The 17,375-nt window shown below is 62.3% G+C and carries 15 protein-coding genes and 1 pseudogene; 7 read left to right on the top strand and 9 right to left on the bottom strand.

What is annotated here, in order from left to right:
* Positions 1–2: 2 nt before the first annotated feature.
* From AWB80_RS11220 to AWB80_RS11170, 7 genes and pseudogenes are all read right to left on the bottom strand, one after another.
* Entirely contained in the window at positions 3–1,175 is a 1,173-nt protein-coding gene (locus tag AWB80_RS11220) for an ABC transporter substrate-binding protein (protein ID WP_061174732.1), read from the bottom strand.
* Between the two features lie 479 nt (positions 1,176–1,654).
* Positions 1,655–2,347, bottom strand: coding sequence for a FadR/GntR family transcriptional regulator (locus AWB80_RS11215; protein WP_061174731.1), 693 nt, complete (start codon positions 2,345–2,347; stop codon positions 1,655–1,657).
* A 151-nt stretch (positions 2,348–2,498) separates the two neighbouring features.
* On the bottom strand, positions 2,499–4,805 hold the full coding sequence (locus AWB80_RS44875) for a YadA family autotransporter adhesin (protein ID WP_244206484.1): 2,307 nt from the start codon (positions 4,803–4,805) through the stop codon (positions 2,499–2,501).
* A gap of 9 nt (positions 4,806–4,814) precedes the next feature.
* Positions 4,815–7,814, bottom strand: a pseudogene (locus AWB80_RS44870) (ESPR domain-containing protein); the annotation flags it as partial.
* Positions 7,815–8,468: 654 nt separating this feature from the next.
* Positions 8,469–9,305, bottom strand: a complete 837-nt coding sequence (locus tag AWB80_RS11180) for a 3-oxoadipate:acetyl-CoA acetyltransferase (protein ID WP_061174728.1) — start codon at positions 9,303–9,305, stop codon at positions 8,469–8,471.
* Positions 9,306–9,470: 165 nt separating this feature from the next.
* Entirely contained in the window at positions 9,471–9,752 is a 282-nt protein-coding gene (locus AWB80_RS11175; RefSeq protein WP_061174727.1) for a DUF3303 domain-containing protein, read from the bottom strand.
* 169 nt (positions 9,753–9,921) lie between these two features.
* Positions 9,922–10,269 (bottom strand): hypothetical protein, encoded by a 348-nt coding sequence (locus tag AWB80_RS11170; protein ID WP_244206475.1) that lies wholly within the window; start codon positions 10,267–10,269, stop codon positions 9,922–9,924.
* Positions 10,270–10,524: 255 nt separating this feature from the next.
* Here AWB80_RS11170 and AWB80_RS11165 point away from each other — a divergent pair, with 255 nt between their 5' ends.
* The 4 genes from AWB80_RS11165 (at position 10,525) to AWB80_RS11150 (ending at position 13,674) form a co-directional block, all read left to right on the top strand.
* Complete coding sequence (locus tag AWB80_RS11165; protein ID WP_061174725.1) at positions 10,525–10,827, top strand: EF-hand domain-containing protein; 303 nt, start codon at positions 10,525–10,527, stop codon at positions 10,825–10,827.
* A 12-nt stretch (positions 10,828–10,839) separates the two neighbouring features.
* Positions 10,840–11,553: a response regulator gene (locus AWB80_RS11160; RefSeq protein WP_061174724.1), complete on the top strand. Its 714-nt coding sequence runs from the start codon at positions 10,840–10,842 to the stop codon at positions 11,551–11,553.
* Positions 11,550–12,881 (top strand): ATP-binding protein, encoded by a 1,332-nt coding sequence (locus AWB80_RS11155; protein ID WP_087131201.1) that lies wholly within the window; start codon positions 11,550–11,552, stop codon positions 12,879–12,881. Before AWB80_RS11160 ends, AWB80_RS11155 begins: the two co-directional genes overlap by 4 nt.
* A gap of 73 nt (positions 12,882–12,954) precedes the next feature.
* A complete protein-coding gene (locus AWB80_RS11150; RefSeq protein ID WP_061174722.1) occupies positions 12,955–13,674 on the top strand; it encodes a Crp/Fnr family transcriptional regulator in 720 nt (239 codons plus the stop codon).
* Here the strand turns inward: AWB80_RS11150 and AWB80_RS11145 are convergent.
* Positions 13,622–14,653 (bottom strand): zinc-dependent alcohol dehydrogenase family protein, encoded by a 1,032-nt coding sequence (locus AWB80_RS11145; protein WP_061174957.1) that lies wholly within the window; start codon positions 14,651–14,653, stop codon positions 13,622–13,624. The genes AWB80_RS11150 and AWB80_RS11145 overlap by 53 nt on opposite strands.
* Positions 14,654–15,203: 550 nt before the next feature.
* On the opposite strand from AWB80_RS11145, the gene AWB80_RS11140 reads away from it, so the two are divergent.
* Positions 15,204–15,578: a DUF3564 family protein gene (locus AWB80_RS11140; protein ID WP_061174956.1), complete on the top strand. Its 375-nt coding sequence runs from the start codon at positions 15,204–15,206 to the stop codon at positions 15,576–15,578.
* 24 nt (positions 15,579–15,602) lie between these two features.
* Here AWB80_RS11140 and AWB80_RS11135 read toward each other — a convergent pair whose 3' ends face one another.
* Complete coding sequence (locus tag AWB80_RS11135) at positions 15,603–15,794, bottom strand: DUF2964 family protein (protein ID WP_061174955.1); 192 nt, start codon at positions 15,792–15,794, stop codon at positions 15,603–15,605.
* A gap of 190 nt (positions 15,795–15,984) precedes the next feature.
* On the opposite strand from AWB80_RS11135, the gene AWB80_RS11130 reads away from it, so the two are divergent.
* Together AWB80_RS11130 and AWB80_RS11125 are read left to right on the top strand one after the other, a co-directional pair.
* Positions 15,985–16,485 (top strand): phasin family protein, encoded by a 501-nt coding sequence (locus AWB80_RS11130; RefSeq protein WP_244206474.1) that lies wholly within the window; start codon positions 15,985–15,987, stop codon positions 16,483–16,485.
* A 72-nt stretch (positions 16,486–16,557) separates the two neighbouring features.
* The gene (locus AWB80_RS11125; RefSeq protein ID WP_061174720.1) at positions 16,558–17,370 is read left to right on the top strand and encodes a class I SAM-dependent methyltransferase; all 813 of its coding nucleotides are present in this window, start codon (positions 16,558–16,560) and stop codon (positions 17,368–17,370) included.
* The last annotated feature ends 5 nt before the right edge of the window (positions 17,371–17,375 follow it).

Here is a 17,375-nt window from a genome sequence, read left to right as displayed (position 1 = left end):
CCTTACTTGGTCTTGGCCGCGCCGATTTCGCGGTCCCACTTCTGGAACGCGGCGACCATCGCCTGTGCATTGAGCGGCAGCACGTGCGGACGATCGGCGAGCAGCTTCGCGTACTCGGGCCGGCCGAACTTCTGGATGACTTCCTGGCTCTTCGCGGGCGCCATCGAAAGCGGCACGTCCTTCACCGCCGGGCCCGGATAGAAGTAGCCGTCGTCATACGTCAGCGCCTGCTGCGCCGGCTCGAGCATGAAATTCATCAGCTTGTAGAGCACGTCGAGCTTTTCCTTCGGTACGCCCTTCGGAATCACCATGTAGTGCGCGTCGTTGACCCACGTCATGTTGTCGAACGCGCCGACCTTGAATTCCGCCGGCACGATGCCCAGTGCGCGCGGGTTGATGTCCCAGCCCGTCACCGTGACGGTCATGTCGCGCGTGCCCTCACCCAGTTCCTTCATCACGGCGGAGGTGCCGCCCGGGTAGTAAGGGATGCAGTCGTTGAGCTGTTTGAGGAACGCCCAGGTCTTGTCCCAGCCGTTGATCGGGTCCATCGGGTCCTTGTCGCCGAGCACATACGGCAGGCCCATCAGGAAAGTGCGGCCGGGGCCCGAGTTGGCCGGACGCGCGTAGATCAGCTTGTTCGGATGCGCCTTGCACCACGCGAGCAGTTGATCCGGCGTCTTCGGGACATCGGTGACCTTGGCTGGGTTGTATTCGAGCAGCGGACCCGCGGGCATGTACGTGACTTCGAGACCGTAGCCTTGCGCGATGTCCTGCATCTTGCGCGGGCCGGGCGCGTATTTGTCGAGCACGCCGGGGAAGGCCTTCGCGTTCTCGGGCAGCAGCTTTTCCCACAGGCCTTGCTGGATGCCGGCCGCGAGCGCATCGGTGCCGGTCACGACGAGGTCGATGTCCGAGCGGCCCGCCGCCTGCATCGCCTTGATCTTGCCCGGCAGTTGCGGCGCGGGCGCGTTCGTGAACGTGATGCTGGAAACCAGGTCGGGATATTTGGCCTTGAACGCCTCGAAGCCCTTTTGCGTCAGTTGCAGATTGCCTGCGACGTCGACGATGTTGATCGATACGGGATCAGCCGCGTGTGCCGCGCTGATGCCGAATACCGCGCTGACGGCGACGCAAACCGCCGCCAGTTTCACTGACAGTCCTGCCTTGAAAGCCATTTTGTCTCCTCACTTCTCTCGCAACCACGGGTCGGGAAGAGGTCCGGTCGTATCGTCGATATTGTCGATTGTGTCGATCGCCGGCCTGTTTCTGCTGATTCTGATTCTCGCCTGTCTCTGTGCGCGTGCGCCCTCGTTGCGACTGGATGCTGAAAAATAGCTAACGAGGTTATAGGATGTCAAGCAAATTGGTCGCATCGGATGGGTGTTAACGAAGCGCGTTCCAAGCGCTTTTCCTCTGCCGATAGCGGTTTGCAAGCTTGCCTCGGGAGATACCCCGAGCGCCTGTTACCTCACCGTTTTACCTGATTTTAACTAGTGTTTCCTACCGATTTCTCGCGAGTTTTTTTGGCTGCGCGCGGTGCGCTTCGCAGCATGCAAAAGCAAGCCTCGGCACAGTTGTCAAACAACTTTTCTTCGATTCGACAGTTTTGACGCGCTTTCGTCAATGTTGTGTGACAACTGCAGCGGCGATCCGGCTAACTGCCGAACATCCGATCGACGGCATTTTCAAGATGCGCTCGCATCGCCCGTCCCGCGCGTACGGGATCGCGTGAGCGGATAGCATCGAGTACATCGAGATGTTCGCGCTGCACGAGGCGCTGCCGTTCGAGCGTTTTCACGAACGACAGGTTGCGCGACAGGTTCATGCTGAATGCGATCTGTTCCTCGATGAACGACAGCACGGTGATGAAGAACTGATTCTTCGACGCCCGCGCGACCGCGAGATGAAACGCGTAGTCGTCTTTTGCGCCGATGCCCTGCTGCGATTCGACGACGCGTTCGAGTCGATCCCAGGCGTCCTGAATCGCGCGGATATCGTAGTCATCGGCCTTGATGGCGGCGAGTTCCGCTGCGCCGGCTTCCGTCACGATGCGAAATTCGTAGCAACGGCGAATGTCCGACAGGGTTTCGAGAGGCGCGAAACGGCGCACGTCCGGATCGGGGCGGCGTCCGACGATCGTCCCCGAGCCGCGCCGCGTCACGATGATGCCGTCCGCGCGCAATCGCGCGAGCGCTTCACGCACGGTCGGACGTGAAGTCGCGAAGCGTTCAGCGAGTGCGTGTTCGGTGAGGAGCCGGTCACCCTCCTTGAACTCGCCTTCCATGATGCTGTTGAGGATGTCGTTGTAGATCCGGTCGGCGAGCCCGGATGACTTACGCTCGTTCATGTTCGCGCGGCGTGCTTGTCAGGGTGGAGAACGATTGTAAGACAGATTTTTCGGCGGTGGATGAGCGGCACTTATGACGCGCGTCCCAAAAAATCGGTCGACACAATGACTGTGTCGACCGATTCAGATGCCCGGATGCTTCGTCAGGCGCTTACCACTGATGACCCGCGCCGATGGTGAACCCGACATTGCCGGAGCTGCTGGTGTTGCCCGAGGCCTTCACGACCCACCGTTCGTCCTGCGTCACGTACGAGATACCGATGGCCGCACCGGAGGCGCTCGCGTATCGCGCACCCGCGATCGCCACCATGGTCTTGCCGGGAGCGGTTGGCTGCGGCAGACCCGCTGCGGCCATTGCAGCCGCGATACCGCCGTAGGCCGTGCTCGCCACGTTGTTGATCTGGCTTTGCACGCCGGCGATGCGCGTATCGGTATAGGCTTGCGACTGCGCGGCCGACAGATTCAACTGACCAAGATTGACTGCGTCAGTGTTCTGCGTGCCGTTGGCGACATTGGTGATCTGCCGCTCGTTGCCTGCCGAACCAACCGACACCGTATTCGCCCGATCCGCGACCGAATTCGCGCCCAGCGCCACGGAGTTGTCAGCGCTCGCGTTCGCATTCGCGCCCATCGCGGTGGCATGCGTGCCGGTGGCGCTGGCGACCTCGGTGTTGCGATCGCCGGACGCCGCGAACATCGGATTGCCGCCGCTCTCGGCGATGTTCGACACGCGATCCAGCGCGGCGTTCATCTGATCCACGTTCACGGCATCCGTACCGCCGACGCCTGCCGCGACGTTGTGGATCGTCGTGGTGCCGGTGCCATTGCCGAGATTGAGGTTCGAGTAGTCCGGCTTGCCGTCCGCGCCGTTGTCGTACGTCACGGCCGTCTTCGAACTGCCGTCGCCGTTGATGAGCCCGGCCTGCTTCAACTGCGACACGTTGACGGCGTCGGTGTCCTCCGTGCCGGCCGCGACGTTCGTGATCTGACGTTCCGCGCCTGTTGCGCCCACTGACACAGTGTTTGCCCGATCCGCCACCGAGTTCGAGCCGATCGCCACCGCGTTAGCGCCCTTCGCTTGCGCGTTACCGCCGATCGCGACTGATTCCACGCCCTCGGCCTTCGAATCCTCCAGTGTTGAATTGGCATGGAAGTACTTGATGCCGCCACCGGTGGTGATGTCGTTCAGCGTGTTGTTGATCGTGGTGATGGCGGACGTGTTCTGCGTCACGCGGCCGTCGAGGTTCGTGAGCGCTTCACCAACGTTGTTGAACGTCGAGTTGTCTTCGAACGTGTAGGTCGGTTTGGTGATCTTTCCGTCAACGTCCACGGTTGATCCACCGCCTAACGCGTCTGCCGCGCTTTGTGCTGTCGCGAAGAGTTGCGAGCCGTTGATTGCTTGCTTGCTCGTCGCGTCCACCTTGCCGGCTTCGACGCCATCCAGCACGCGCGCGCCCGCCGTGCCTGTGAAGTCCACCGTTGTGCCGTCGGTGTTCTTCGCCACGGTGATGTTGCGCGACGTCGCGTCCTGCTGCACCAGGCCGATCTCGCCATTGTTGATCTGATTGGTCAGGTCGCTGATGTCGGTCGTGTTCTGCGTCGTGCGGCCGTCGAGGTTCGTGAGCGCTTCACCAACGTTGTTGAACGTCGAGTTGTCTTCGAACGTGTAGGTCGGTTTGGTGATCTTTCCGTCAACGTCCACGGTTGATCCACCGCCTAACGCGTCTGCCGCGCTTTGTGCTGTCGCGAAGAGTTGCGAGCCGTTGATTGCTTGCTTGCTCGTCGCGTCCACCTTGCCGGCTTCGACGCCATCCAGCACGCGCGCGCCCGCCGTGCCTGTGAAGTCCACCGTTGTGCCGTCGGTGTTCTTCGCCACGGTGATGTTGCGCGACGTCGCGTCCTGCTGCACCAGGCCGATCTCGCCATTGTTGATCTGATTGGTCAGGTCGCTGATGTCGGTCGTGTTCTGCGTCGTGCGGCCGTCAAGGTTCGTGATCGCGTCGCCGACGTTGCTGAACGTGGTCGTCGAACCATCAGACTTGTGCACTTCGTAGCTCGGAGGGGAGATCGTGCCGTCTTCGTTTACCACCGATCCGCCGCCCAGCGCGTCTGCTGCGCTTTGCGCGGTCGCATGGAGTTGTGAGCCGTTGATTGCCTGCTTGCTCGTTTCGTTCACCGCGCCTGCGTCGACACCATCCAGCACGCGTGCGCCCGCCGTGCCTGTGAAGTCCACCTTCGTGCCGTCGGTGTCCTTCGCCACGGTGATGTTGCGCGTCGTCGCGTCCTGCTGCACCAGGCCGATCTCGCCATTGTTGATCTGATTGGTCAGGTCGGTGATGGCGGTCGTGTTCGTTGTCACGCGGCCGTCGAGGTTCGTGAGCGCGTCGCCGACATTGTGGAACGTCGAGTTGTCTTCGAACGTGTAGGTCGGTTTGGTGATCTTGCCATCGACGTCCACGGTTGATCCGCCGCCCAACGCCTCCGCAGCACTTTGCGCGGTTGCAAAGAGTTGCGAGCCGTTGATTGCCTCAAGGCTGCTATCGCTTACCTCACCAGGAGCGACATTCTTGAGGATAACGGGCGTTCCAGGGTTGCCGAACGTGACGCTCGTGTGACTATTCGGATCATCGTACTGAACTGTGTTGTCCATCGCGACCGACAGCGAAGTGAATCCGGTCGACAAAGAAGCGATACCGGAGGTCACTGTACTGAGGCCCGTCGAAAGCGAGGCGACGCCCGACGTCACGGTGCTCAAGCCGGTCGAGGTCGAGGTCGACAGCGAGTCGACGCTCGAGGTCACGGTGCTCAGGCCGGTCGAGGTCGAGGTCGAAAGCGAATCGACGCTCGAGGTCACGGTGCTCAAGCCGGTCGACGTTGAGGTCGACAGCGAGTCGACGCTTGAGGTCACGGTACTCAGGCCGGTCGAGGTCGATGTCGAAAGCGAGTCAACGCTCGACGTCACCGTACTCAAACCGGTCGAGGTCGATGTCGAAAGCGAATCGAGGCCGGACGTTACCGTGCTGAGACCCGTGGAGAGAGAAACAACGTTCGATGCAACCGTGCTCAGGCCGGTCGAAAGGGAGTTGACGCCCGAGGTGACCGTGCTCAGTCCCGTCGAAGTCGAACTTGACAGCGAATCGAGACCCGAGGTCACCGTGCTCAGACCGGTCGAGGTCGAGGCCGACAACGAATCGACGCTCGAGGTCACGGTGCTCAGGCCCGTCGAGGTCGATGTCGACAGCGAATCGAGGCCGGACGTTACCGTGCTGAGACCCGTGGAGAGAGAATCAACGTTCGATGCAACCGTGCTCAGGCCGGTCGAAAGGGAGTTGACCCCCGAGGTCACGGTGCTCAGGCTCGTCGAAGTCGAACTTGACAGCGAATCGAGACCCGAGGTCACCGTGCTCAGACCGGTCGAGGTCGAGGTCGACAACGAGTTGACGTTCGAGGTTACGGTACTCAGACCGGTCGACGTCGAGGTCGACAGCGAATCGACGCTCGAGGTCACGGTGCTCAAGCCCGTCGACGTCGAGGTCGAAAGCGAATCGAGACCGGACGTTACCGTGCTGAGCCCCGTGGAGAGAGAATCAACGTTCGACTCAACCGTGCTCAGGCCGGTCGAAAGCGAGTTGACACCTGAGGTCACGGTGCTCAGGCTCGTCGACGTCGAACTTGACAGCGAATCGAGACCCGAGGTCACCGTGCTCAGACCGGTCGAGGTCGAGGTCGACAACGAGTTCAGACCCGAAGTCACCGTGCTCAAGCCCGTCGAGGTCGATGTCGAAAGCGAATCGAGGCCGGACGTTACCGTGCTAAGCCCCGTGGAGAGAGACTCAACGTTCGATACAACCGTGCTCAGGCCGGTCGAAAGCGAGTTGACGCCCGAGGTCACGGTGCTCAGGCTCGTCGACGTCGAACTTGACAGCGAATCGAGACCCGAGGTCACCGTGCTCAGACCGGTCGAGGTCGAGGTCGACAACGAGTTGACGTTCGAGGTTACGGTACTCAGACCGGTCGACGTCGAGGTCGACAGTGAGTTGACGTTCGAGGTCACCGTGCTCAGGCCGGTCGACGTCGAGGTCGACAGCGAATCGACGCTCGAGGTCACGGTGCTCAAGCCCGTCGACGTCGAGGTCGACAGCGAATCGACGCTCGAGGTCACGGTGCTCAAGCCCGTCGAGGTCGAACTCGACAGCGAGTTGACGTTCGAGGTTACGGTACTCAGACCGGTCGACGTCGAGGTCGACAGTGAGTTGACGTTCGAGGTCACCGTGCTCAGGCCGGTCGACGTCGAGGTCGACAGCGAGTTCACGCTCGAGGTCACGGTGCTCAAGCCCGTCGAGGTCGAACTCGACAGCGAGTTGACGTTCGAGGTTACGGTGCTCAGACCGGTCGACGTCGAGGTCGACAGCGAGTTCACGCTCGAGGTCACGGTACTCAAGCCCGTCGAGGTCGAACTCGACAGCGAATCGACGCTCGAGGTCACCGTGCTCAAGCCCGTCGAAGAGGAGGTCGACAGCGAGTTCACGCTCGAGGTCACGGTGCTCAAGCCGGTGGACGTCGAGGTCGACAGCGAATCGACGCTCGAGGTCACGGTGCTCAAGCCCGTCGAGGTCGAACTCGACAGCGAGTTGAGGTTCGAGGTTACGGTACTCAGACCGGTCGACGTCGAGGTCGACAGCGAGTTCACGCTCGAGGTCACGGTACTCAAGCCCGTCGAGGTCGAACTCGACAGCGAATCGACGCTCGAGGTCACGGTGCTCAAACCGGTCGACGTCGAGGTCGACAGCGAATCGACACTCGACCTCACCGTGTTCAGGCCCGTCGACAACGAATTCACGCTTGACGTCACCGTACTCACGCTCGCGGACAACGAGCCGACGACCGTTGACAGCGAATTGACTCGGCTTCCTACGGTACTTATGCCCGCTGACATTGAACTGGACACGGTGTAAAGCTGCGAACCGTTGATCGCGTCCATGCTTACACTGGAGATCGCTCCATTATCCAATCCTGTGACAAGGCGTCCGTTCATGTTTAGGTTCGCGTAGGCACTGATCGTCGTGCCTATGCCAGGAACCGTGATGATCGTTAACCGATCCGTGCCCCCGGTGCCTATCCTAAGCGTGTTTCCGTCAGACGCCAGAGCGTAAGCGCCCGCCATAGCAGCCGAATCGAACGCTATGAAGCCTGCGCCCGACCTACCCCCGCCATCGCAAGTAGACGAGTCGCTTGGCCCATCGGCAATCGATGTAAAGCAATTGGAGAAATTATTCGAATCAAAGACGCCGCTGGTATAGCTGTTCGCTTCCGCAGCATACGCACTCCCTCCCGCCAACGTTACCACTGCAGAAGCAGCAACAACCACCGAGCGGCTCGTACCCTTGCCTCTCGTCCTGGCGACTTCAGACACTGCAACCCACTTTCCCTGCGCCTGGCTCCAAACCACCTTGTACGTTCTGTTCACTCAAAACCTCGTAGATTCAATCGCTCAAAATTCGATGGCGCAGCACGGGACGCCCACCATAACTATGGTGGTAAATTAGGATGGCGAAATTAATACATGTCGACACAACCGATTCCAGACAACTCTCCCTGCACGATTGTCGAATGGAAACCCGACATGTCGTTCGCTTGCCCAACCCTCCTAAATACTCAGGCACCCCTTACCAATCGTCCATTCCTGCACAGCAATGGAGTGCAATCTTTGGTTTTATTCGGTGGACTTTCAATTCAACAATTCTTAAAAACATGCTTTCTGCGTATGATTTGCAAATAATTCACGAATTATCGCGTTAAGCATCAAGAATTCGACACACAAAAAATGCCTAATGGCAGGAATTAATTATTCTTAATTGCCATTAAGCACGTAAATTTGCTTTGTCGATTTGATGCGGAAAGCAGTCGAATATCAAGGTCCAGTCGGCATGCGATCAAAGCACCGTCGGAATTAAGGCATGCGAGTGAAAACAGAAAAGGGCGACTTTTTTTTGAATGACCCTGGAAAGGGCGCTTTTGACCGGCGCCCCGATGAACATCCATTTACCACCGCGACTACAAAAAAAAGCGCGCCGCAGTTTCCCGCCGGCGCGCCCTACACCACAAACCACCAATCCACCCCTCAAATCGACAACAACTTCCTCGCCTCCTGCGCTGTCGCGACCGGCCTTCCATACTCCGCACACAACGACGCCACCCGGCTCACCAACTGCGCATTGCTCTTCGCGAGCGTGTCTTTATCCCAGCGCACATTGTCTTCGAGTCCCGTACGACAATGCCCGCCCAGTTGCAACGTCCAGTGATTCACTTCCAGCTGATGCCGCCCGATGCCCGCCGCAGTCCACGTCGCATCCGGGAGATGCTTCTTCAGCTGTTCGACCTCGAACTCGAGAATCTCGCGTCGCGCCGGCAGCGCGTTCTTCACCCCGAGCACGAACTGCACGTGCACGGGCGACTTCAGCAAGCCCTGCCCCACCAGATCGACCGTGCTGTAAAGCATCGCCAGATCGAAGATCTCGATCTCGGGCTTCACATTGTGATCGAGCATCATCTGCGCGAGCGAGCGCACGAAGTCGGGCGGATTCTCGTACACGATCGTCGGAAAATTGACCGATCCCGTCGCGAGCGACGCCATGTCTGGCTTCAGATCGAGCATCGCGCCGCGCTGCTCGAACGAGCGCCCGCGCCCGCCCGTCGAGAACTGGATGATGATGTCCGGGCAATGCTTGCGAATGCCCTCCTGCAATTCCGCGAAGCGATGTCGATCCGAACTCGAGCGTTCATCCTCGTCGCGCACATGCAGATGCACGAGCGTCGCGCCCGCTTCATACGCCTCGTGCGTGCTTTCGATCTGCTCCGGAATCGTGATCGGCACGGCGGGATTGTCCTTCTTCTTCGGCACCGATCCGGTGATCGCTACCGCTATGACGCAGGGTTCTTTCGTAGGGGATTGGGTCACGCTTCGCTCCTTGACGGCGCCATCCTTCCGGCAACACTGTGAGGATCGGGAATGGCGCTCAAATTTGAACTAACTAGTACGTTTGTCATGATGGGACATTGTCCAGCGCGCTGCAAGCCACACAAACCCTAATCGTGTTGGTACGACGAATCGGCGCTCTTCCGGCTACTGTCGCTCCGCGTATTCGGCCAGCATTTTTCCGACCTGTTCGTCGGTGATCGCAGGCTTGATGTCGAACATGAACAAGTCGGCCCATTCGTGCGCCCAGCGCGCGAGCGGTTCGAGGCTATCGCATTCGCACACGGCGATGCCCCAGATCGAGCCGATCGCATGCCAGCGGCCCAGCAGATGGATGCCGTCGGGCGGCGCGCCGCGGGTCTGCAGAAATCGCTCGGCCGCCTGCCGTTCGACATTGGGCTGCGCAGTCCAGTTGACGATGAATAGCATGGCTCGATCCTCCTGTTGGAACGCCATGAACCGGCGCGCGGCGCCGGGCTCGCCGCCGCGCCGGCACGCACGCGCGGCCGATGCGGTTCATCCAGTATAGAAGGCGGCCGCGCATTGCATCGCTGCGTCATCCAGTACTCATTCGATGCGGCCGAATTGCACTATGCTCTCAACGCACCACGACGACCGGCGCCGCGAGCACCGGTTGTGCATAGGTCACCCTGACGGCCGGCGCGACCGCATACGGCGCCACGACCACGGTCGGTCGTGGCGGAGGCGGCGGCGCCATGACCACCACGGGCGGCGCCACCGGCGCGACGACCATGGTGCGCGCGGGCATGTAGTAATAGGTCGGTCTCGGCGGCGGCGCGTAGTAATACACGGGACGCGGCGGCGGCGCATAGACGACGGCGGGCGCCACGTAGGAAACCTGCACGCTCGTTCCAGCCGACGCGGTCTCCGTGCAGGTCAGGGTGATGGCGGCAACGGCGGAAACGCTGAGCAAACGGAAGTTCATGATTGAGTCCTCATGCATCGCAAGACATTGAATTCGGCAGCGCAAGCAAGCGGCAGCCGGCGATGAGAACGATAGCGAAGTGCCGCGCGCAGCACGAGGCGTAACTTGTGTCACGAAATGTCGGCGAATGCGTCGGGCATCGCGCATGAAATACGGCGACACGATTCGCAGCGTCCGCGAGATTGCGTTCGCCGTGCGGCTCAATAGAATGGCATCACCGTTCACGTTCAATCGCATCCGAACCAGGAGAGCGCCATGCGAAAGATCCTCGTCATCCTTGCCGCATGCGCGGCCTGCGCCACATCAGGCGTGGCCTTCGCCCAGACCGCCACGCAACCGATGGGCGCGAGCCCGCGCGTCGAACGCGCGCTCGGCCAAGTGCAGACCCGTTTCGCCAGCGCCAACACCACGCACGACGGCAAGCTCACCCGCGAGCAGGCCGCCACCGGCATGCCGATGGTCGCCAAGCACTTCGACGAAATCGACACGCACAAAAACGGCTACGTGACCCTGCCGCAGATCGAAGCCTTCATGCGCGAGCACGCCACGCAACGCTGATCCGGAGCATCCATGGAAACCCTGCCGAAGATCATCGTGCTCGACGACGAAGCCGAGTTGCGCAACATGCTGCAGCGCTTCCTGAGTTCTCAGGGTTTCGAGGTGCGCGTCGTCGAGAACGGCAAGCGGCTCGACCGCTACCTGCAGCGCGAGCCCTACGACCTGCTGGTGCTCGACTGGATGATGGAGCCGGAGGACGGCCTTTCCGTCTGCAGGCGTCTGCGCGCCGAAGGCCAGACGCTGCCCATCCTGATGCTGACCGCGAAAGGCGATCCCGTCGACAAGGTGGTCGGCCTGGAAACCGGCGCCGACGACTACCTCGCCAAGCCGTTTCTGCCGCAGGAACTCGTCGCTCGCGTGCGCGCGTTGCTGCGCCGTCAGAAGATCGCGGCCGGCGATCCGACGCTCACGCAGCAGATCATCCGCTTCGGCGAATTCCGTCTCGATCTCGGCAAGCAGAAGCTCTATCGCAACGGCGAGGCGTTCGACATCCACTCCGCGCAGATGCAGTTGCTCACTGCGCTCGGCTCGTCGCCGAACCGCGCGGTCAGCCGCGACAATCTCATCGCCCGCACGCGCGGCCGCGATCACGACGCGCTCGACCGCAGCATCGACGTGCAGGTGCTGCGCTTGCGGCAGATCGTCGAGGAAGACCCGGGCAAGCCGCGCTTCATCAAGACTGTGTGGGGCGTCGGCTACATGCTGCTCGCCGAGCTGGAATCGTGACGCTCGTGCCGCGCTCGCTCTTCGCGCGCAACATTCTGCTGCTCGTCGCGCTGGTCGCGGTGAGTCAGGTGTGCGCGTTCGCCGTGCTGCTGCATTTCATCCAGACGCCGCGCATCGAGCGCGCGGCTGCCACGTTCGCGAGCTACATCGTCACGCTCGACACATTGCTGAAGACGACACCGCCCGACGCCGCGCATCTCGACCTTCGCGCGGAACTGCCCGCCGGCGCGCGCGAAACCGCGCCGGCATCGCGTCTGCGCTTCTATCAAACCTATCAGCGTCAGACCTTCGTCGAGAGCCTGCGGCGGCATCTTCCTGCGGACATGCCGGTGCGCTGGCAAGGCGGCGACTCCGCCGACGACGGTCAGCAGCGTTTATGGATCCGCGTGCATCAGTCGGGCGAGCCGCGCTGGCTCGCGCTGCCGGTGCCGGAAGCCGCCCACGACGACGGCCTGACCACCGCGCTGCTGCTTTCGCTCGGACTCGGCGCGCTCGCGTTCGCGACGGCCTATCTGATCCAGCGGCATCTGAACCGCCCGCTCGCTCATCTCGCCGATGCCGCGCGGCTGGTTTCGGCGGGCGGCGAACCGGGCGTCCTGCCAACCGACGGCCCGACCGAAATCGCGCAGGTCAGCGGCGCGTTCAACCGCATGACGGCCGCGCTGAAGGAAGCCGACGCCACGCGCGCGCTGATGCTCGCGGGCATCTCGCACGACATTCGCACGCCGATGACCAAGCTGCGCCTCGCCATGGCGATGTCGTCGGTGCCGTCGACGGACGCGGCCTTCGCGGCATCGGCGGAAGGGTATCTCGACACCATCGACACGATTCTTCAGCAGTTCATGGATTACGCGGGCAGCGGCGCGAAAGAGACGCCCGTCGTCGGCGATCTCAACGCGTTGATCGCGAACCTCGCCGCCGATTTCGCCGGACTCGGACACGAATTCGCGCTCGATCTCGGCGACATCGAACCCTTTGCGTTTCGGCCGATCAGCATGATGCGTTTGCTGATGAACCTGATGCAGAACGCGATACTGTACGGCGTCGTCGGGCTGGAAGTCCGAACGTGGGCCGACCGGCAGGCAAACACGGCGTGCGTCGTGATCGCGGATCGCGGCAAGGGGCTCGGTGGCCAGGACCCGGAAGCGCTCAAGCAGCCGTTCAAACGCGGCGGCGGTGAAGGCCAGCCGAAGGGCACGGGACTAGGGCTCGCGATCGTCGAGCGCATCGCGCGGCTGCATGGCGGCACGCTAACCTTGCGCGCGCGCGAAGGCGGCGGGGCCGAATCGTGCATCGTGCTGCCGCTTTCGGACGATGCGACCCGCTGACACCTCCCGTACACGCGACGAATTTTCCTTTCCTCCATCCGTGAACCATACTGGTCTGTAGGAGGAAACCGTCATGGAACCGTCGATTGACCCGGGAGCTTCGCTTAAACGGACAGCGCACGGCGTCGCGCCCAGTCTGCACGTGCGCCTCTCGGACGCCGACGCCATCCCGTTTCCAACGCGCACCGTCGAGCGCGGCGATGCCCTCTATTGCGCGGGCGAGCCGCTGCGCAGCCTCTATACGGTGCAAAGCGGCTGCTTCAAGACCGTCTCGACCTACCCCGGCTCCGACGACGACAGCACGCTGCACACGCAGGTCACCGGTTTTCACTTCGCAAACGAAACGCTCGGCCTCGACGGCGTGTGCACGGGCCGCCACGAAAGCGACGCCGTCGCGCTCGAGCCGAGCGTCGTGCGCATCATGCCCGTCGGCATACTGGAGCCGTTGTGCCGCGAGTATGCGGCGATGCAACACACGCTCCTCGCGATCATGAGCGCGGAGATCGTGCGCGCGTCGCGTCTCGCGCTGATGCTCGGAACCATGCCCGCCCGCGAACGCGTCGCCGCTTTCCTGCTCGATCTCTCGGAACGGTTGGACGCGAGCGCGGCGACATCGGGCGAACACGCGGTGGAATTATCCCTGCCGATGACACGCGCGGATATCGGCAGCTATCTCGGGCTGGAACTGGAAACCGTGAGCCGCATGCTCTCGAAGCTGCAACGCGAAGGTGCGATCGGGCTCAATGGGCGGCAGGTGCGTATCGTCGACCGGACGATGCTCGCGCATCACTGACCGTCAGCACCGCCGCGCCGGTGAGCCTGCCTTCACGCAGGTCGGCGAGCGCGCGATTCGCTTCGTCGAGCGGATACGGCGTCGTATGCAGATCGAGGTGAAACTGCCCGGCGATGCGCATGAACGCGCGTCCGTCCTCACGCGTGAGATTCGCAACTGATACGACACGCCGTTCGCCCCACAGCAGATCGTAGGGAAACGAAGGAATGTCGCTCATGTGGATGCCGCCGCACACCACCACACCGCCCTTCGCGACCGCCTTCAGCGCGACGGGCACGAGCGCGCCCGCCGGCGCGAAGATGAGCGCGGCATCGAGCGCGTCGGACGGCGTCTCGTCGCTGCCGCCGGCCCAGTGCGCCTTCAGGCCGAGCGCGAAACGCTGCGCGGCGATGTCGCCGGGGCGCGTGAACGCATAGACCGCGCGCCCCTGATGCCTCGCCACCTGCGCGACGATATGCGCCGCCGCGCCGAAGCCATAGATCCCGATGCGCTTCGCATCGCCCGCCATCGCGAGCGTGCGATAGCCGATCAGTCCCGCGCACAGCAGCGGCGCCGCTTCAACGTCCGAATAACGCGGCGGCAGATGCAGGCAGTAGCGCGCATCCGCGACCACGCGCTCGGCGTAGCCGCCGTCGATCGTGTAGCCGGTGAAACCGGGCGTATCGCAAAGATTCTCGCGGCCCGCCGTACAGTAGCGGCAATGTCCGCACGTATGCCCGAGCCACGGCACGCCCACGCGATCACCCGGCGCGAAGTCGGTCACGCCCGCGCCGAGTTGCGCGACCGTTCCGACGATCTCGTGCCCCGGAATCACCGGCCGCTTCGGATGCGCCAGCTCGCCGTCGACGACGTGCAGATCGGTGCGGCACACGCCGCACGCATGCACTACGATGAGCAGTTCGCCCGCGCGCGGCATCGGATCGGGCCAATCACGCGATTGCAGGACGGGCGTGTTGCCGTTGAAGACCATTGCGCGCATCGTGTGACTCTCCGGTTCGCTATTGCAGTGCAGCGCGGCTGGGTAATCAGAGCGCGCGCGTCGGCGACGTCGTGGGGCGACGAAGCCCGCGGTGGTGCACGTGTGCACGCGTAACGAGCGTCCGCGTAACGTGACATCGTTCGATGGTGCGCCGCATCCATCGAACATGCGTCACTCGTTGCATGCGGCGATATGCCTCCGACGCTTGTCGCTGAACAGTCAGATTGTCATACTAAACTTGAATCATGCAGTCACGATGCGAACATGAGTCACGGACGCATTTCGGCATCGGTCTTGCTTGTGTGATTCGAACGTCGTCGCTGTTGCGTTGCCGCAAGTCGTTCAACGCGTCGTCGATGGAACCCATTACATATGGTGCGATTAAACTTATCTGTCGCACACTGTTCGAATCACTCATCGCGGCCTTCACGGACCGCGCTGTAACGCCTTAACAATACGCGTGGCGAAAGCCGCCATTCACCGATGACGCTCATGGCCGGTGCGAAAGTGCTGAGCGTCTCGTCCATCGAATCGTTTCATGGAGGATGACATGCGTATCACAGTCAAGCTGGATGGCTTCGAAGACGCTCAATCGGCGGCCTACGCCATCCTGTGGCTCGACAAGGAAACCCGCCGCTGGTCGCGCGAGGGCCACCAGGCCGTCGAAGTGCCGGACTGGGGTGGTCTGCGCTCAGGATCGAACGGAACGATGATCTGCGGCCAGCACGTCGAAGATCCCATCTGCGTGCTGGAACGCCTCGATTTCGACGCGCCGGACGGGCCGTGCGAAGGTCTCGCGGGACGCGTGCTGTGGTATGCGGACGGCGCGGGTCTGAAGAGCACCGGACGCTGGCACGTGCAGTGCATCGACCGCGAGCAGATCAAGGCGGAGCACAGCGTATTCGCCGGAGAGACGGACAGTTGATCAGTTGATCGACCCGAGGAATCGTCAGGGCTCGTCGCTCGGCAATGGTGTGAGCATCACGACGAACGACGCAGCCCCGATCAGAATCGCCAGCACGCCGTAGTACATCACCGCTGTCTCGTCGAAGAGCAGGCCGCGCAGCGCAGCATGAATGCCGCCGAGCGAGACGAACACGGCGCCCAAGGCCGCGACGATGCGCCCTTCACCCCTGATCATGATGTCCTCCCGCACGCGTGCAAATATTGCGCCGCCATGATTCATGGTCGCCCGCGCGGCGGAGCGCGACTTGACCTGCATCAACCGGGACGAGCGCCCGCTCTGGTGTTTTCCCTTGCCCCATTTCCACGGCTTATATTGGTAGTATCAGGTGCCGGCCGCGCGTTGGCATGATTACGTGCGACGGTACATGCTGCCCGGGCCATTTCTCGCCTTTTGCCCGCAAGAGTGGCTCTTATTCGACCGCAAGAACCCCTGGGGAGGCACGATGAATCAAAACTTCAGCGATCCGTTCAGCCAGTTCGCCGCCATGTTCCAGCAGTACCAGCTTCCGGGGTTCGACGTCACAGCCATCATGGAATCGCGGCGCAAGGATGTCGAAGCGCTCGCGGCGACCAATCGCGTCGCGTTCGGCGGCATGGAGGCGTTGCGGGACAAACAAGTCGAAATCCTGCGCCGGACCCTGAGCGATCTCGAATCCATCGCCAAACAATTCGCCACCACGTCCACTCAGCCTCCGTTCAACGCCAATGAAGTCGTGCAACGCGCGCTGCACAACGCTCTCGCCGACATGCAGGACATCGCGCGCACGACCCAGCAAACTCAGGCCGAAGCCTATGCGCTCGTCAGCAAACGCATGGAAGACGCCCTGAGAGAGCTGAAAGCTTCCATCGAGAAGCCCAAGACCTAGCCTCGCGCGTTTTCGCGAGGCCCGGCCTCCGGCTTTGGCCCGAGCCGCGCGAGCGGCGAGCGGAGGTACGTCATGCAATTCGACGAGTTCGCGGCGTTCGAAAAGGACGGCTGGGAGCATGTCGCCCGGCCTTATGAGGATTATTTCGGAAGGCTTACTGTTCAGTCGCATCCGGCGCTGCTGGATGCGCTCGGGATCGGTCCCGGCACGCGCATGCTCGATGTCGCCGCCGGGCCCGGCAATCTCGCCGAGGCGGCGATCGAGCGTGGCGCGACCGCGACGGCCGTCGATTTCTCCGCGTCGATGATCGCGCATGCGCGCCAGCTTCATCCCGAGATCGAGTTTCAGATCGCGAGCGCCGATCATCTGCCCTTCGACGCCGAAAGCTTCGACGCCGTCGGGATCAGTTTCGGCATGCTGCATTTTCCCGATCCCGAACGCGCGCTCGCCGAAGCGGCGCGCGTGCTGCGCCAGGGCGGACGTGTCGCGTTCACTTCGTGGGCGGCGCCGGAACGCGCGGTTGGCTTCGGCATGGTGCTCGACGCGATCCAGCTTCACGGCAAGCTCGATGTCGGTCTGCCGCCCGCGCCGCCCTTCTTTCGCTTCAGCGATCCCGACGAATGCGTGCGCGTGCTGACGGAAGCGGGCTTTGCCGCCGCGCGCGCCGATGAAGTCGAGCAGATCTGGCATCTCGTGCTGCCGGAAACGCCGCTCGACGGACTGATGCACGGTGGCGTGCGCATGGCCGCGCTGCTGCGCGCGCAATCGAGAAGCGCGCTCGCATTGATCGAGCAGGAAGTGAAAACGCGCGTGAAAGCCTATTCGCAACACGGCGAGCTGCTCGTGCCGATGCCTTGCGTGCTCGCCTGCGCAGTCAAGCCTTGAGCGCT

Source organism: Caballeronia pedi (genome assembly GCF_001544915.2).
Lineage (GTDB): Bacteria > Pseudomonadota > Gammaproteobacteria > Burkholderiales > Burkholderiaceae > Caballeronia > Caballeronia pedi.
The sequence above is the reverse complement of the archived record's forward strand: the minus strand, read 5'-3'. Positions and strand labels throughout refer to the sequence as shown.

Bases quoted from the DNA above. Each gene is read 5' to 3' on its own strand.
- AWB80_RS11145 (WP_061174957.1), bottom strand. From the start codon at position 14,653: ATGCGCGCAATGGTCTTCAACGGCAACACGCCCGTCCTGCAATCGCGT.
- AWB80_RS11135 (WP_061174955.1), bottom strand. From the start codon at position 15,794: ATGATCAGGGGTGAAGGGCGCATCGTCGCGGCCTTGGGCGCCGTGTTC.
- AWB80_RS11220 (WP_061174732.1), bottom strand. From the start codon at position 1,175: ATGGCTTTCAAGGCAGGACTGTCAGTGAAACTGGCGGCGGTTTGCGTC.
- AWB80_RS11125 (WP_061174720.1), top strand. From the start codon at position 16,558: ATGCAATTCGACGAGTTCGCGGCGTTCGAAAAGGACGGCTGGGAGCAT.
- AWB80_RS11130 (WP_244206474.1), top strand. From the start codon at position 15,985: ATGCTGCCCGGGCCATTTCTCGCCTTTTGCCCGCAAGAGTGGCTCTTA.
- AWB80_RS11140 (WP_061174956.1), top strand. From the start codon at position 15,204: ATGCGTATCACAGTCAAGCTGGATGGCTTCGAAGACGCTCAATCGGCG.
- AWB80_RS11165 (WP_061174725.1), top strand. From the start codon at position 10,525: ATGCGAAAGATCCTCGTCATCCTTGCCGCATGCGCGGCCTGCGCCACA.
- AWB80_RS11175 (WP_061174727.1), bottom strand. From the start codon at position 9,752: ATGCTATTCATCGTCAACTGGACTGCGCAGCCCAATGTCGAACGGCAG.
- AWB80_RS11170 (WP_244206475.1), bottom strand. From the start codon at position 10,269: ATGAACTTCCGTTTGCTCAGCGTTTCCGCCGTTGCCGCCATCACCCTG.
- AWB80_RS11160 (WP_061174724.1), top strand. From the start codon at position 10,840: ATGGAAACCCTGCCGAAGATCATCGTGCTCGACGACGAAGCCGAGTTG.
- AWB80_RS11215 (WP_061174731.1), bottom strand. From the start codon at position 2,347: ATGAACGAGCGTAAGTCATCCGGGCTCGCCGACCGGATCTACAACGAC.
- AWB80_RS11150 (WP_061174722.1), top strand. From the start codon at position 12,955: ATGGAACCGTCGATTGACCCGGGAGCTTCGCTTAAACGGACAGCGCAC.